This window comes from Shimia sp. MMG029, from assembly GCF_027947445.1.
In the GTDB taxonomy this organism is placed as follows: Bacteria; Pseudomonadota; Alphaproteobacteria; order Rhodobacterales; family Rhodobacteraceae; genus Shimia.
On sequence record NZ_JAQJIM010000007.1, the window covers coordinates 187860 to 203327 of the forward strand.

17 protein-coding genes are annotated in these 15468 nt (G+C 55.0%); 9 read left to right on the forward strand and 8 right to left on the reverse strand.

Features of this window, described 5'->3' with window-relative positions; translation table 11 throughout:
- Positions 1-57 precede the first annotated feature (57 nt).
- The 3 genes from PJL69_RS16260 to PJL69_RS16270 all read left to right on the forward strand — a co-directional run bounded on the left by PJL69_RS16260 (position 58) and on the right by PJL69_RS16270 (position 1389).
- Positions 58-276, forward strand: coding sequence for a putative signal transducing protein (locus PJL69_RS16260; RefSeq protein WP_209101051.1), 219 nt, complete (start codon positions 58-60; stop codon positions 274-276).
- Positions 276-1028 (forward strand): tRNA1(Val) (adenine(37)-N6)-methyltransferase, encoded by a 753-nt coding sequence (locus PJL69_RS16265; protein WP_271310659.1) that lies wholly within the window; start codon positions 276-278, stop codon positions 1026-1028. The genes PJL69_RS16260 and PJL69_RS16265 overlap by 1 nt, the downstream gene beginning before the upstream one ends.
- Before the next feature lie 196 nt (positions 1029-1224).
- On the forward strand, positions 1225-1389 hold the full coding sequence (locus PJL69_RS16270) for a YdcH family protein (RefSeq protein WP_209101053.1): 165 nt from the start codon (positions 1225-1227) through the stop codon (positions 1387-1389).
- Here PJL69_RS16270 and yddG read toward each other — a convergent pair.
- Both yddG and gcvA read right to left on the reverse strand, forming a co-directional pair.
- Positions 1386-2258 (reverse strand): aromatic amino acid exporter YddG, encoded by an 873-nt coding sequence (gene yddG, locus PJL69_RS16275; RefSeq protein WP_271310602.1) that lies wholly within the window; start codon positions 2256-2258, stop codon positions 1386-1388. The two genes, PJL69_RS16270 and yddG, sit on opposite strands and share 4 nt — an antisense overlap.
- Positions 2245-3204 carry a transcriptional regulator GcvA gene (gene gcvA / locus PJL69_RS16280; RefSeq protein ID WP_271310603.1) on the reverse strand — a complete coding sequence of 320 codons (960 nt, stop codon included), beginning with the start codon at positions 3202-3204 and terminating at the stop codon, positions 2245-2247. The genes yddG and gcvA overlap by 14 nt, the downstream gene beginning before the upstream one ends.
- A gap of 114 nt (positions 3205-3318) precedes the next feature.
- Between gcvA and PJL69_RS16285 the strand changes: the two genes are divergently transcribed.
- A complete protein-coding gene (locus tag PJL69_RS16285; protein ID WP_271310604.1) occupies positions 3319-3477 on the forward strand; it encodes a hypothetical protein in 159 nt (52 codons plus the stop codon).
- A gap of 85 nt (positions 3478-3562) precedes the next feature.
- Here PJL69_RS16285 and phbB read toward each other — a convergent pair whose 3' ends face one another.
- The 5 genes from phbB to PJL69_RS16310 form a co-directional block, all read right to left on the reverse strand.
- Complete coding sequence (phbB, locus tag PJL69_RS16290; RefSeq protein WP_209101057.1) at positions 3563-4285, reverse strand: acetoacetyl-CoA reductase; 723 nt, start codon at positions 4283-4285, stop codon at positions 3563-3565.
- A 195-nt stretch (positions 4286-4480) separates the two neighbouring features.
- Positions 4481-5656, reverse strand: a complete 1176-nt coding sequence (locus tag PJL69_RS16295; protein WP_271310605.1) for an acetyl-CoA C-acetyltransferase — start codon at positions 5654-5656, stop codon at positions 4481-4483.
- Positions 5657-5851: 195 nt separating this feature from the next.
- The gene (locus PJL69_RS16300) at positions 5852-6694 is read right to left on the reverse strand and encodes an EAL domain-containing protein (protein ID WP_271310606.1); all 843 of its coding nucleotides are present in this window, start codon (positions 6692-6694) and stop codon (positions 5852-5854) included.
- Positions 6695-6891: 197 nt separating this feature from the next.
- The gene (locus PJL69_RS16305; protein WP_271310607.1) at positions 6892-7518 is read right to left on the reverse strand and encodes a hypothetical protein; all 627 of its coding nucleotides are present in this window, start codon (positions 7516-7518) and stop codon (positions 6892-6894) included.
- Positions 7519-7573: 55 nt separating this feature from the next.
- Positions 7574-8173, reverse strand: a complete 600-nt coding sequence (locus tag PJL69_RS16310) for a TlpA family protein disulfide reductase (protein ID WP_271310608.1) — start codon at positions 8171-8173, stop codon at positions 7574-7576.
- A 22-nt stretch (positions 8174-8195) separates the two neighbouring features.
- Here PJL69_RS16310 and argH point away from each other — a divergent pair, with 22 nt between their 5' ends.
- The 5 genes from argH to PJL69_RS16335 all read left to right on the forward strand — a co-directional run bounded on the left by argH (position 8196) and on the right by PJL69_RS16335 (position 14323).
- Complete coding sequence (gene argH, locus PJL69_RS16315) at positions 8196-9587, forward strand: argininosuccinate lyase (protein WP_271310609.1); 1392 nt, start codon at positions 8196-8198, stop codon at positions 9585-9587.
- 131 nt (positions 9588-9718) lie between these two features.
- On the forward strand, positions 9719-9916 hold the full coding sequence (locus PJL69_RS16320; protein WP_271310610.1) for a hypothetical protein: 198 nt from the start codon (positions 9719-9721) through the stop codon (positions 9914-9916).
- 119 nt (positions 9917-10035) lie between these two features.
- Entirely contained in the window at positions 10036-10353 is a 318-nt protein-coding gene (locus PJL69_RS16325) for a DUF2834 domain-containing protein (protein ID WP_271310611.1), read from the forward strand.
- 100 nt (positions 10354-10453) lie between these two features.
- Positions 10454-11719, forward strand: a complete 1266-nt coding sequence (gene lysA / locus PJL69_RS16330) for a diaminopimelate decarboxylase (RefSeq protein ID WP_271310612.1) — start codon at positions 10454-10456, stop codon at positions 11717-11719.
- Positions 11720-11803: 84 nt separating this feature from the next.
- Positions 11804-14323, forward strand: coding sequence for a TIGR02302 family protein (locus PJL69_RS16335; protein WP_271310613.1), 2520 nt, complete (start codon positions 11804-11806; stop codon positions 14321-14323).
- 41 nt (positions 14324-14364) lie between these two features.
- Here PJL69_RS16335 and PJL69_RS16340 read toward each other — a convergent pair whose 3' ends face one another.
- The gene (locus tag PJL69_RS16340; protein WP_271310614.1) at positions 14365-15429 is read right to left on the reverse strand and encodes a zinc-ribbon domain-containing protein; all 1065 of its coding nucleotides are present in this window, start codon (positions 15427-15429) and stop codon (positions 14365-14367) included.
- Positions 15430-15468 lie beyond the last annotated feature (39 nt).

Genomic DNA, 15468 nt, shown 5'->3' on the forward strand with positions numbered 1-15468 from the left:
TAGACTTCCTGACGTGAGGGCTCGACAATCGTCGATCCCTGACTTTACATCCCCATTATGAAAGAGCTTTTGCGTAGCACCGATCCAACCATCATCGCCTTTGCCACAGCCCTGCTTCAAGGGGAGGGTATAGACTGCTTTGAAATGGACGTAAATATGAGCATCTTAGAAGGAGGCATCGGAATTTTTCCACGTCGCCTTATGGTGCGGAGCGAAGACTTGCAGCGCGCTGAGCGCGTTATGCGTGACAATGAGATAGCGATGGGGCGTCCGTGATGGAGCTTGAGGCGTCTCTAAACGAATTTTTGAACGGTCGTGTGCAACTTTGGCAGCCCACCAAGGGCTACCGTGCGGGGGTCGATCCGGTCATTCTGGCGGCGTCTGTTCCAGCCAAGACAGGCGATCACGTATTGGAGTTGGGATGCGGCGTTGGTGCGGCCTTTCTGTGCCTGCACGCAAGAGTCGCAGGCGTGTGTTTTGACGCTGTGGAGATCCAGACGGATTATGCAGCTTTGGCGCGAAAAAACGTGACAGAAAACGAGGCTGTCGCTCGTATTTGGGACGCAGATTTAACAGCGCTTCCTGAGGCGCTGAAGCAGCGACAGTTTGATCACGTTTTGGCCAATCCCCCCTATTTTAATCGGTCTGCCAGCACGCGCGCAGAGGACACCGGGCGTGATGTTGCGATGGGAGAGATCACCCCGCTTGCTGAGTGGGTGGCGGTGGCTGCGAAGCGGCTGAAACCAAGGGGAACAGCGACGTTCATTCACCGCGCTGAAAAACTGCCTGAGCTGCTCGCGGAGATGTCCGGAGTCTTGGGTGCGCTACAAGTGTTGCCTTTGCAGGCGCGTGTGGGGCGAGATGCCGGATTGGTTTTGGTGCGTGCCCAGAAAGGCGCGCGTGCGGCCTTTCGTTTACATGCGCCAGTGGTGATGCACGAAGGCGCTGTGCATCAACACGATGGTGAAAGTTATACGCAGCAAATTCGCGATGTTTTGCGCAACGGCGCTGCGCTGACCTTCCCGTAGACGTCGTATCAGTCCGGCAGTCAGGGGGGGCTGATTCGCCGCCCGTTTCGATGACCCCATGTCGCGCATATGACAGCGGGGCGTGGATGTGGCGGAAAATCTCTTGTGTTTCGAATGTGACACAGTCGGTGCGTGACAGACGCTGGATTATGTGCTGCACTGTATGGGCTAAAGATCGTTTGGATAGGAGACCAAGATGAGCGTAAGCGCACACTTGCAAGAGCTGAAACGCAAACATGAAGCCCTCTCTGATCAAGTCGAACAGGAACAACGTTCGCCAGGCAGCAGTGACCTCGCCATCGCCGACTTAAAGAAACAAAAGCTCCGACTTAAAGAAGAGATCAACAGGCTCTCGATTTAGACCTGAGCTGTTTTAAGGCTGGCGCGCGCAGCCAAGATTGCGCCGCCAGTGACAAGGAGTGTTGCAGCGCCCAAGTGTAGGCTGGGCTCCGCAAATCCGAATACGACCAGCGTCAATGTCGATAAGAGTGGCGCTGCGTATGAAGCGGTTCCAAGCAATTGAATGTCACCGCGTTTGACACCGATATCCCAAACATAAAAGGCCAGCCCGACAGGCCCCAATCCGAGCGCGAGAATGGCGCCCCATGCCACCGTGGTATTTGGCCAGATGCTTTCTTCTAGCAGCAAGTGAAGCCCTGCTGACAAAGCGGCTGTTGCTAGGCAAAACACCACAACTGAAACGGTAGGCACATCTCCCATGCGACGGGAGAGCACCGAATAGCTTGACCAAGTAAAAGCGCAGGCCAGAGCCAGTGCATAGCCCGGCAAATGTGCAGGATTGAAACCAACGTCACCACCGCCAATGATCAGCGCAGCCCCAGCAAAGCCCAGGAGCGCGCCAAGCAGGTGGCCGCCTTGCAGTCTTTCACCCGGTAGAAGCCCTGAGAGCAATACTATCAGCAGAGGCCAAAGATAGGCGATCAAGCCAGCCTCTGCTGCGGGTGCGAGCCTAAGGGCGCTGAAATAAAGCGCGTGGTAGCCAAACAAACCAAGTGTTCCGAAAAGATATACCTTAAACGGCACCTTGGAGAGCGCACGCCACTCGCCCGTCATGAGAGCCCAAATCACACCGATCATGCCTCCGACTGTGAAGCATAGGGCGTTCAGCAGCAGCGGTGGAGTAGGGGCGCTGCCCACGGTGAAAAGCGCCAGCAGTGCCCAAAGCAAAACAGCGATGAATCCGACGGCTGTGGACTTAGTGCGCGTCATGTGGGGGAATCTCCTCGACCGGTGTGAGAGACAACGCTTGGGTCACAGCGGCAGTTTTTTCAATCTCTTTCATCATCCAGCTGTGCAAGGCGGCAATGTGGGGGCGGGTTTGCGTGCCCTCGCGGCATAAGAACCTGAAGCGTGCTTTGAGAGAAATGGCGTGCCCATATGGCGCAACGAGGCGTCCTTCATGGATGTCTTTCACAACCAGCGCTCGCCGACCCAAAGCGATCCCTGCGCCGGCGAGCGCCGCGTCGATGCTGTGGTCTGCGCCTGAAAACCGGGGGCCGTGATTTGTGTCTACGTCAAGTTTCATCAACCGGCACCAGGCCGCCCAGTCAGCGCGTGGACGCAGGAAATCAATTGACTCGTCGTGTATCAATGTTGCTGTTGACAGGCTCTCTGGCGTTGGGAAACGTTCCGCCATTTCCGGTACCATAACGGGGGTGACCCACTCTTGAGCCATGGGAAAAGACCACAAACCCGGCTCTTTGTGGTCTTCACCAAACCGGATTGCGACATCCACTTCATCCCGATTGAAATCCAAATTTCGCAAAGTGGCAGAAAATCGAAGATCGATGTCCGGGTGCGCGCGTGCAAATTCATAAAAACGGGGCGCCAGCCATTTCGCGGTGAATGCTGGACCGGCTGTGACCATCAGTGTTGCGTCATCCGTCTGGCGCTGCGCTGATCGCCACGCAGCGGTTAGTGTCTGAAATCCCTCCTGAACGCCGGGTGCCAGACTGTTTCCAATCTCAGTTAAAGCAACGGCGCGATTGAGGCGATGAAACAGCGGTGCGCCCAAATGCTCTTCGAGAGATTTTATCTGATAAGACAAAGCCGCCGGTGTCACAAAAAGTTCCTCAGCCGCTTTTGCGAAGGACATGTGTCTTGCAGCAGCTTCAAAGGCGCGCAGAGCAGTTAGTGGAGGCAGGCGGTCAGGCATATTCACTTAAGTACAGCTTAACTGAAAGTATGAAAAGTCTCGTTTGTCAGAGGCTATAGTTAAATTCATATTGGGTGCAGTTATTCAATACATTCAACTGCGAGTGAGAGAGCCATGATTGAGACCGCGCACAACGCCCGTACCCGCCAAGCCTTCGAAGCAGCGCATGCAGAGCGTAGTCGAGTCTTTTTTGGCATTTTTCGAGCTTTGTTTGGCATTAAAAAGCTTCCGCTGCGCCAAATGGCACTTACGGAACCGTCCCGCTGCGCTTGAAAGCAGAACTTTCAAAGCACTTACGGGGCAAACAGAGAGGGCCGGTCCCTAAAGACCGGCCCTCTGCAGTTGGTACTCTTACGGGTTAGACGAAGAATTGGCCGCCATTCGCGGAGATTGTCGAACCATTGATAAAACCTGCATCTTCCGAGGCGAGGAAAGTCACGCAGCGTGCAATTTCTTCCGGTTCGCCCAGGCGTCCCGTTGGGATTTGGCCAATAATGGACTCACGCACTTTTTCAGGAACCGCCATGACCATTTCAGTCGCGATATACCCCGGACAAATGGCGTTTGCTGTGATGCCGGCCCGTGCGCCTTCCTGAGCGAGGGATTTCACGATGCCCAGATCGCCTGCCTTTGTGGCAGCGTAGTTGACCTGTGCAAATTGGCCTTTCTGGCCATTGATTGAGCTGATTACGATGATGCGGCCAAATTTACGCTCACGCATTCCTGGCCAGACTGGGTGAACGGTGTTGAACACACCTGTGAGGTTTGTATCAACAACCTCGTTCCACTGTTCAGGGGTCATTTTGTGGAACGGCGCGTCGCGGGTGATGCCCGCATTTGCCACCACGATGTCAATCGGGCCAAGATCAGCCTCAACCTGTGCGATTCCCGCGGCGGAGGCTTCGTAGTCTGCCACATTCCACTTGTAGGTCTTGATGCCGGTGGCTTCGGTGAAGGCTGCCGCCTTTTCATCGTTGCCAGCATATGTGGCGGCGACGTCATACCCTTCCGCCTTAAGTGCTTTAGAAATGGCTTCACCGATGCCTCTGCTACCGCCGGTGACGAGTGCTACTTTTGCCATGTTGGTCCTCCAGTTCCAAATTCCCTTAGTAACTCTGTTACTTTTATTAAATTATTTGCGCAAGAAAATTGCGCGATGAAATGCCGCGATGCAGATATTTTTTCTGCTTGTGCGAAGGTCGTCCTCCCTTGGGTGCAAAAAAAGAGGCGCCACATGGGCGCCCCTTTGCTTTCTCAAACGAATTGGGGCGCAGATTTAGGGACGCTCAAGGCACATAGCCACGCCCATGCCGCCGCCGATGCACAGCGTGGCGAGACCTTTTTTGGCGTCGCGACGCTTCATTTCAAACAGCAGTGTGTTGAGAATGCGTGCGCCAGATGCGCCAATCGGGTGCCCAATGGCGATGGCCCCGCCGTTAACGTTTACAATATCTGGGTTCCAGCCCATGTCTTTGTTCACGGCGCATGCTTGTGCTGCGAAGGCTTCGTTGGCTTCCACAAGATCAAGATCTTCCGCAGACCAGCCAGCTTTGTCCAATGCTTTGCGAGACGCATAGATCGGCCCAACACCCATAATGGATGGGTCAAGGCCAGCCGTGGCGTAGGAGGCGATACGCGCGAGAGGCTCAATTCCGCGTTTTTTCGCTTCGTCTGCGCTCATAACAAGGGCGCCCGCAGCTCCGTCATTCAGACCAGAGGCGTTGGCGGCTGTGACTGTGCCATCTTTGGTGAACGCAGGGCGCATTTTGGCCATGGCTTCGAGTGTGGCCCCGTGCCGGATGTACTCGTCTTTGTCCACAACGATGTCGCCCTTGCGGGTCTTTACGGTAAAGGGAACGATCTCATCGTCAAACTTACCGGCTTTCTGAGCGGCCTCAGCTTTGTTTTGCGACGCCAGTGCGAAGGCATCCTGCGCATCACGGCTGATTTGCCATTTCTCTGCGACGTTTTCAGCAGTTTGCCCCATATGATAGCCGTTGAAGGCATCCCAAAGCCCATCGCGGATCATGCTGTCGATGTACTTTACGTCGCCCATTTTCGTTCCTGCACGCAGATGTGCAACATGCGGGCTGAGCGTCATGTTTTCCTGGCCACCTGCAGCAACAATGTTCGCGTCACCCAGTTGAATGTGTTGTGCCGCAAGCGCCACCGCGCGCAAGCCAGATCCACAAACCTGGTTGATGCCCCAAGCGGCGCTTCCAACGGGAAGGCCTGCATTGACATGGGCTTGACGCGCAGGGTTTTGGCCTTGTCCACCTGTCAGGACCTGACCCAGAATGGTTTCTGAAACGTCTGCTTTATCGATCCCCGCTCGGACAACCAGCGCCTCAAGAACAGCTGCGCCAAGATCGTGTGCTGGGGTATTGGCGAATGATCCGCTGAAGCTTCCAACTGCGGTCCGGGCCGCGGAGGCGATCACTACGTTTGTCATGAAAAATTTCCTCTACCAAATTCCGGGTGGAACTTGGTTTTGGTCCTCCTCGACCACGCCTCCAAGCTCCCTCTCTGAGATGGATAGCGCATTTGCCGCAGTGCGGCAACGGGCAGGGTGTCACACGGATCTGGATGTTGCTTCGCGCGCGGATCGGCGCCGATTTGACAGGCACGGCAGTGGGGCTTTTTGCTCTTAGGCTGCGCTGGATCGTGCCTTGCGCGATTTCCATGGGGGCGAAATCGTCGGCGCGCCAAACGCAAAGCCCTGCAAGCAATCAAATCCAAGGTCTGTCATCATCTGCGCGTCAGCTGGGCTTTCAATCCGGCTTGCGACCGAATGCATATCAAACCGCTCGCAGATTGCGGCTACGGCGCTTGCGAGCACCTGATTGGCGGCATCGTTTGCAATGTTTCTGCTGAATGAGCCGTCGAGTTTGATGATGTCGAAGTCGAAGTCGCGAAACACTGTCAGAGTGGTCAGTCCACTGGCATAGTCATCTAGGGCAAAAGACATGCCCTTAAGCTGCAATTCTTCCATGAAACCCTTTACGATTTCAGGAACTTGGACAACAGACTTCTCTGAAATCTCGAAAATGAGCCTTTCTGGAATGGTTGCAGTACGTGACAGGCCGCGCTGCAAGCATTCCATCCATGGGGCATAGCCGATCGAACGTGCCGACATGTTCACAGAAAGGCGCAGGTTGGGTTGTTCCGCTAACGCCTTAAGGCCCAATTCGAGCGAAAGGACATCTAACTGGCGACCCAGCTCGCTGTCTTCGACGGAAGACATGAAGTCTTTTGCAGGGATGATACGGCCAGTTTCATCAAGAACACGCACCAATGCCTCATAAAAGGCAGGTCGCTTGGTGTTTGCGGCTTGCACAACGGGTTGGTAGGCAAGCAAAACTTGCTTGTGAGCAATGGCGTCTCGCACCATATCCAAGACGGAAGAGTCACGCGTTTCAACAGCGTAGGCAAGCGGGCTGCGGTGCTCGCGTGATGGTTTGGCGGATTTTATTTTGGGCGTGCGACCCATAGCTGCCTCTCGACTTTCTAACGATGCGCTATGCATTTTAGGTGCAGACAAGTGAAACAACACTTAAACAGCCTATCGCGGGAGCGTTTGCCAGACGGTAAATCTGCTTATTTTTAGATAACTTGGAAGCTTGAGATGGGCCGCGTATTCCAAAGCTGGAACGCAGAGCCAATGCGCAACCGCGGGTATGAGTCTGATTAGTCAGACTTGTGCACAAGTTTGCATCCGTGATTGGAAGGGGTCGCGACGATCGGCCGTAGAAGTTTTGGCGTTTTGCGCATGAGCTTGCGCGCCGATTTTGAACAACGCTTTAGCGCCTCTTGTTCGGCCTCTTTCCATGACGCCTCAGCCCAAGAGTAGCCAAATGCACCGTTGTCTGAGGCGGCAAAAGCCCCGAACCGCTTGCGATCTTGTAGGCGAAGATACTCTTTGAATTCGATATTCGCTTCGCGTGAAAGCGTTTGTGTGTTTTTTGTGGGTTTGTATTTCCTAGGTTTGACACGAGCGTAGAGCACACAATTCTGCGGTCTCTTGGACTTTACTTGGCAAGCCGCGCGCGCATAGTAGTCTGCGAGCTCAACGGAATTGGTGTTTTGAAAGCTTCCCGCCACGCGTTCTGGACGATTTACATAGATGCTGCCGAAGTACTCTGACTTACGGCGAAACTCTTTGAATTCAGATCTGGCTTCACCCTTCAAAGAAAAGTCTTTGATCTGCTCCAGTTTGCTTCGATTGCTTTGAATTGCAACAGACTGAGCTGCCAGCATTTCTGCTGACAGCAAGACGCCCAAAGGCAGCATTATGAGGCACAACAAACGGGTCATCACAGCGGCACCTTATCGTTCTGGTGTTAATAAAGCTCCGCTAAATTCAGTACCATTATTGCGTAATTTCAATCACACTCGACAGAACTGCGCGCGCGGTTTCACTAGACCAGTCAGCATCACCATGCAGACGTGCAATTTCTCGACCTTCTCGATCCAGCAGGACTGTCGCAGGCAGACCGAGTACAGACATCTCGCGCGCGACCGTGCTTTTGGGGTCACGGTGTAAAGGCAGATTGGACACGTTTATTTCTTCAAAGAACTTTTCCATCGCCGGGACCATGTTGCGTCCGGTTGCAAGCGTCACCACTTCGAAATCGTCACCTGAGAGCTGTGTTTGCAACTCCGAAAGCATGGGCATTTCATGACGGCATGGTGCGCACCAAGTTGCCCAAAAGTTCAACAGTACCACTTTGCCTTTGTAGTCCTGCAGTGTCGCTTCACCACCATCGCCGTTGATGAACGGGCTTTCCGAGATTTGTTTAGCTGCTGGGTGGAAAATCAGCTTTCGCATGTCACCATCACGCAGCTCTTTGGCTGCTGTGTAGTCGACATCTGCAGCCTGCGCAGGCGCGCTGACTGTGACAAAGGAGAAGGCAGCAATTGCGCAAGCTGCCAAGCCTGTATAAACCATCGCGGACCAATTTCGTTTCATTTTCGCTCCAAAAGGGCTGCTCATGACTAAAGATACCTCGAACCAGATGTGGGGCGGCCGTTTTGCCGCTGGACCAGACGCCATCATGGAAGCGATTAACGCCTCCATCGGGTTCGATCAGCGAATGGCAGCACAGGACATTGCTGGCTCTCGGGCCCATGCGGCGATGCTCGCCAAGACAGGCATCCTGACAGATACCGATGCGGAAGCTATTCGGGAAGGGCTGCTCACGGTCTTGTCAGAGATTGAAAGCGGAAGCTTTGAATTCTCGACCGCGCTCGAAGACATTCACATGAATGTAGAGGCGCGTCTTAAGGATCTTATAGGAGAGCCTGCAGGGCGTTTGCACACTGGACGGAGCCGGAATGACCAAGTGGCGACCGATTTTAAGCTTTGGGTGCGCGATCAAATTGATGCGGCGATTTCCGGTATTGAGGCGCTCATCCGGGCTTTTGTCGCGCAGGCAGAGGTCGGTGCGGACTGGGTGATGCCGGGCTTTACCCACCTGCAAACAGCGCAGCCTGTGACGTGGGGACATCACATGATGGCCTATGTCGAGATGTTCGGCCGTGACCTCAGCCGTTTCAAAGATGCACGTGTGCGGATGAACGAATCGCCTTTGGGTGCGGCCGCATTGGCGGGGACCTCTTTTCCAATTGATCGGGAGATGACGGCGGCGGCATTGGGTTTTGACCGTCCGGCTGCAAATTCCCTCGATGCGGTTGCGGATCGCGACTTTGCGCTGGAATTCCTGTCTGCAGCGAGCATTTGCTCGATGCACTTGAGCCGTTTTGCCGAAGAGCTGGTGATCTGGTCATCCGCGCAGTTCCGGTTCGTGAAATTGTCAGATCGGTTCTCTACCGGCAGTTCCATCATGCCGCAGAAGAAAAACCCGGATGCAGCTGAATTGATCCGTGCGAAGATTGGTCGGATTTTTGGTGCCAATACCGCTTTGCTGATGGTGATGAAGGGGCTACCGCTGACCTATTCCAAAGATATGCAAGAAGACAAAGAGCAGGTCTTTGATGCAGCGGACAACCTTATGCTGGCGCTGGCGGCGATGGAGGGCATGGTCAAAGACATGACCGCCAACCGTGAAAGTCTGGAGGCGGCAGCTGGTAGCGGGTTCTCAACAGCCACCGATCTGGCTGATTGGTTGGTGCGTGCGCTCAACATGCCCTTCCGCGATGCACACCACGTGACGGGCTCTTTGGTCGCAATGGCGGAGAGCAAGAATTGCGACCTGCCAGACTTGACGTTGGAAGACATGCAGAGCGTTCACGCCGCAATCACGGATGATGTATTCGGCGTGCTGGGCGTGCACAATTCGGTGTCTTCGCGCATGTCCTATGGTGGTACGGCACCGCAGAGAGTGCGCGAACAGATCACTGCGTGGCGTGAAAAACTGAGCTAAATTCCACAGATGTGTATTGGGTGTGCCCCGACGTTTTCGGGGCGCTTTGCTTTTGGCCGAGTGGTCAATAGTTTTGCCTCTGCGGGCGCAATGCGTTAAATCTGCAAGTGTATTTTGGGGAGAAAGATCCGATGCTGCGAGTCGTTTTTGTTGTGTTGAGCCTTCTGGCGGTTGCCGCCTGCGGTGCGGATGGGGAGCCATTTAAGCCACGGGCCAATGCAAACATTGGCATTGGATCTGATGGCGTTCACACCTCGGGCAGCGTTGGTCTGAGCAATGGGACTGTCAGTGTCTCGATCGGCGGTGGATGCCGCTGGTATGGTTGCTGAGTGAACGCATCCAGTTTGGCTGTTTCGGAACGGTTTGATATTCATATCAATTTGATCTGAGCGCAGTCGATTTGCGTAAGATCTGCAAACACAATTCCGTGTGCGAGCAAAGGGGTACTATGACCATAATTCGTTGGATTTACCTTGGCTTGGCCATCTGGGGTGCCATCATGCCGATGCGCTATTTTGGTCCATGGATCGCTGAAAATGGCTTCGATCTTCCGGCATTGGTCGCCTTGTGGAAGGCAAATCCTGCAGTGACTGGGATCTACTGGGATCTGGTGATTTCGGCGATCGTGCTGACCGTTTGGGTGATTTACGAGGCTGTGACCCGGCGCAACTGGAGGGGGCTGTTGGCGATCCCCGCAACATGGATGGTTGGTGTGAGTTTCGGCCTGCCGTTGTTCCTCTTTTTGCGCTCAGCGCCAAGGAACTGATGTCTTTCTGCTGAAAGAATGGCTGGCAGGATTGAACGGAGCATGTCTGCCGCGTAAGAGGGGTTGAAAGCGGCGCACGGGACTTCAGGAGAGCACGGCCATGGATCATTTTCTTTATCGCGATGGTGTTTTGCATGCTGAAGACGTGCCTGTCTCAGAGATAGCTGCCGAAGTTGGTACGCCTTTTTACTGCTACTCTACTGCGACCTTGGAACGGCACTTTCGCCTTTTTGACGAAGCGCTAGAAGGCACTGATCACCTCGTGTGCTACGCCATGAAGGCGGCGTCGAACCAGGCCATCCTAAAAACGCTCGCTGCGCTTGGGGCCGGCATGGATGTGGTGTCGGGCGGCGAATATGCGCGTGCCAAAGCAGCAGGCGTCCCTGGTGACAAAATCGTGTTTTCCGGCGTTGGCAAAACGGAAGAAGAGATTGCGTCTGCTCTGATGGGCGGCATTCGTCAGTTCAACGTCGAAAGTGAGCCTGAAATGGCTGTGATCAGCGCTGTTGCAACGCGACTGCGTGTCGAAGCGCCTATCACCATCCGTGTGAATCCGGATGTGGATGCAAAAACCCATGCCAAGATCGCAACCGGGAAGTCAGAGAACAAATTTGGGATTCCAATCAGCCGTGCACGTGAAGTCTATGCGCTCGCTGCATCATTGCCCGGACTGAAGGTTGTTGGCATTGATGTACATATCGGCAGTCAGCTCACGCAATTAGAGCCTTTTGCAGCGGCGTATCGTAAGGTGGCAGAGCTGACCGAAACACTTCGCGCAGATGGCCATGACATCAAACGATTGGATCTGGGCGGTGGCCTTGGAATTCCTTATGAGCGTTCAAATACAGCGCCGCCACTGCCCGTTGAATACGGTGCAATGGTCAAGCGGGAGCTCGGCCACTTGGGGTGTGAAATCGAGATTGAGCCAGGCCGGCTTATCGCTGGAAACGCCGGAATCATGGTCAGCAAGGTGATTTATGTGAAATCCGGTGAGGATCGCGAGTTTCTGATCGTTGATGGCGCGATGAATGATCTGATCCGCCCCGCGATGTATGAAGCACACCATGATATCGTGCCAGTGCAAGAAGCGGCCGCAGGCCAAGAGCCTGCACAATATGATATTGTTGGCCCTGTCTGTGAAACCGGCGACACTTTTGCGAAAGAGCGTGAAATGGCGCCAATGGCGGCAGGTGATCTGGTCGCATTTCGAAGCGCGGGCGCATACGGGGCCGTGATGTCGAGCGAATACAACACGCGTCCTCTGATACCAGAGGTGTTAGTGCACGGCGATCAATTTGCGGTTATCCGCCGACGCCCAAGCTATGAAGAGATGATAAATCGCGATAGCATCCCAGAATGGTTATAGGGCCTATCGGCCCATTGCGATGCGGATGGGAGTGAAGTGGTCAATAAAAACGGGTCTCAAGTTGCACTAAAACGACTTGGCAGAGTGATTGCTCTGACTCGTTTGGGACTTTTTGCAGAATCGCTGACCCGTGCGTTCTGGCCCGTCTGGACCATTCTTATCGTTGTGCTCGCGGCGCTCATGACCGGAGTGCACGAGGTCTTACCGTTAGAAGTCACGTGGGTTGGAGGCGTTCTGGCGGTTGTGAGCCTAACCTGTGCAGTGGCTATCGGCGCGCGGCGTTTTGTTTTCCCGACTCAGGAAATCGCAGAGGCACGGCTGGATGCAACTCTGCCTGGTCGTCCACTTCAAGCGCTGCGCGACACTCCTGCTGTTGGAAGAGGCGATGCCGCTTCCGAGGCGCTTTGGCAGGCACATCAGGGGCGCATGGTGACGCGCACTGAAAGCGCGAAGGTCGTTCAGCCGAACCTGCAGATTTCCTATCTTGATCCATTTGGTTTGCGCCATATTGCGATGCTGTTTCTCATGGTCGCGCTGGTTTTTGGTTCGGCCGCAAATCTCACGACCATCCAAGATCTCGGCACGCCACGTGGGAGTGCGCTGGCGAGTGGTCCGGCATGGGAAGGCTGGATTGAGCCTCCGTCCTACACAGGAAAGCCGGCTCTCTATTTGAACGACTTGTCGGAAGGGGCGTTGGAGCTCCCCGAGGGCAGTCATGTGCTTTTGAGGCTTTATGGGGAAGTCGGTGCTTTAACGGTTGCAGAAACAGTTTCTGGGCGCACCGGGCCTGTCGAAAGCGCGGCGGATGCCGAACAGAGCTTTGAGGTTACGCAATCTGGAATGCTTGATATCGCGGGACCCGGCGGCGCGCGCTGGGACATCGCTTTGCTGCCAGATGGCGCCCCAACAGTGATGGCGCTTGCGCAACCCGAGACATCTGGCCGCGGAGAAATGACACTGCCGTTTGAAGCGACTGATGACTATAGCGTTGTTGGTGGCAGTGCCACTGTGCGCTTGGATCTCGACGCAATCGAACGCAAATATGGCCTGCGCGTTCCGCCAGAGGCAAGACCTGACGTGGACGTCCCGCTGCCACTCCCGATCTCAGGGGATCGAGTTTATTTCCAAGAAGTTCTCATTGAAGATTTTTCAAAGCATCCCTGGGCGCATTTGCCGGTTGAGGTGACACTTACGGTGAAAGACGACGCAGGGCTTACGGGTACGACAGGGCCTATGCGGTTCGATCTGCCGGCCCGACGGTTTTTTGATCCTCTGGCGGCAGCGATCATAGAATTGCGGCGCGATCTTCTTTGGTCAAAGGACAATGGCGCGCGTGTTGCGCAGTTGATGCGCGCGATTTCGCACCGGCCGGAGGAAGGCGTCTTCAAGCAGGAAACCGATTACCTTCGGTTTCGCACAATACTGACGCGGCTTGAAACAAACCTAACGCATGGTTTGAGCAGCGAGAAGCGAGATGAATTTGCAGAAGCGCTATGGGCGCTGGCTTTGGATCTGGAAGACGGTGCGCTTGGCGACGCGGCTGAACGGCTTCGGCAAGCGCAAGAACGACTCTCCGAAGCGATGAAGAATGGCGCAAGTGAGTCCGAGATCGCACGCCTGATGCAGGAGCTTCGAGAGGCCACCGATGATTACCTGCGAGAGTTGGCCCGCCGTGAGCCGCAGCAGGGCGACGGTCAGGAAAGTCAAGAGACTGCACAGAACCGTATGCAGCTCAATCAAAATGACCTTCAGCGTATGATGGACCGCATTCAAGAGCTGATGGAACAAGGCCGGATGGCGGAAGCGCAGCAAGCGTTGGAAGAGCTTCAGCGCATGATGGAGAATATGCGTGTCACACAAGGCCAGGGCCAGCAGGGCGAGGGTGAGCAGGCTATGGAGGGGCTCGCTGATACTTTGCGAGAGCAGCAAGGTCTGTCTGACGAAGCGTTCCGAGAGTTGCAGGAGCAATTTAACCCGGGTGCACAAAGTGGCCAATCAAGCGAGAACCAGGGTTTTAATGGCGGCGAAGGGCGCGGCCAGTCTCATGATGGCACTGGCGTTGAAGGGCGCGGTGAGGGCGAAGGTCAGGAGGGGCAGTCTGATGGGGCGCAGCCGGGGCAATCCGAGGCACTTGAAGATCGCCAGCGCGCTCTACGTCAAGAGTTGAACAGGCAGCTTGGTAATCTGCCGGGACAGGGGACGCCCGAAGGCGACGCTGCCCGTGAGGCGCTTGATCAGGCCGAAGGCGCTATGCAGGGCGCTGAAGACGCGTTGCGCCAAGATGATTTAGCGACGGCTATAGACCGACAAGCCGAAGCCATGGATGCCCTGCGCGAAGGGCTGCGCAACTTGGGTGAGGCAATGGCTCAGCAGCAGCAAGATGGCCAGCAAGGCACTGCAGAGGCGCAAGGCAACGCGCAGGATCCGCTTGGGCGCAGCCAAGGCAATCGCGGTGCTGCAGGAACGCAGGAAGGATTGCTGCAAGGCGAAGATGTGTATCGCCAAGCGCGCCGCTTGCTTGATGAGATTCGACGCCGTGCTGGAGAGGCAGAGCGCCCCGAAATTGAACGCAATTATCTGGAGCGTTTGCTCGATCGATTCTAGGCGTATCGCATCAGAGTTAAACGAAACAGTCTGGTTATATACTAGCCGGTCATTTCGTCTAATTTCAAAAACAACAGCGTCATTTTTTCATCTAGCCAGATACGTGCCTGGTTCGAGGACGTCATGAAACTCTCTATGTAAGGTGCAGCTACGGGATATTGTGCACTCAGCCGATCATGCGAGCTATACACAAAAATCGAAGCGGCTGCGATCAGTAGGACAGCAACAAATCCAAGGCGGAACCCTCGGCTGCGCCGTGCGCCTGCCTCTTCTGCTTTGCGCGGATCTGCTTTGCGTTTTGGTTTGTCCGAAGCGCTCCGCAAAGTAGAATTAATCTCTTCAATGTCTGGCAACAGATCACGACGTGTCGAGCGAATATCAGTCAGGGATGCCGCGTTGGCGCGTTTTTCATCTTGTCCCCGGAGACGGTCCAAACGCTCTTCCACCGGATCATAGGCTGAGGTCTCTGCCTCAGGCAGAGCAAACTCCGCTTGTGTTTCCAGACTTTGAGGCTCTTCGGCCGCACGGGCCTGAGATTCAAACGCAGCCTCTTCGCGCAATATATCCGCGACAGAGTCATCAAGCCCTCGGCGCCGAGGGCCATTGGTGTCATCAGGGGACACAGTGTCGTCGTTACCACCAGAGGTCTGCGCAATGGCACCTGGCGCAGCTGCAGGTGTGTCGCTCAGCTCTTCTTCTTCATACGTTTCATTTGTCGCAGCAGTGTCGCCATGCGCAGGCATCCATGGGTCTTCGGTTTCAAGATCCCAGTCGGTACCACCGAGATCTACGTCATCCGAATCTTGCTCTGATGTGTCTTCGCGATCTGCCGTGTCTTCCGCGATGGTCAGTTCCGGGGGCTCAACTTCTATGAAATCGTCTGTCGCGGCCACTTCTTCAGCCTGTGGCTCGGCCGCGCGCTCCTCTTGCAGTGCAGGGCTTTCGTTTGTTGGTTCTTCAGGCTCTTGCAGTTCAGACGAAAGATCTGCTGGCAACTGAAACCATGTGTTGCCACAATTTGAGCATTGCACATCACGACCATCTGTAGGGATGACATCGTCAGGCACTTCATATTGCGCCCCGCAATTTGGGCAAGTCAGCCGCATAGTCTTCCCCTGCGCTCTAGCTTCTTATCCTTGTCTCTG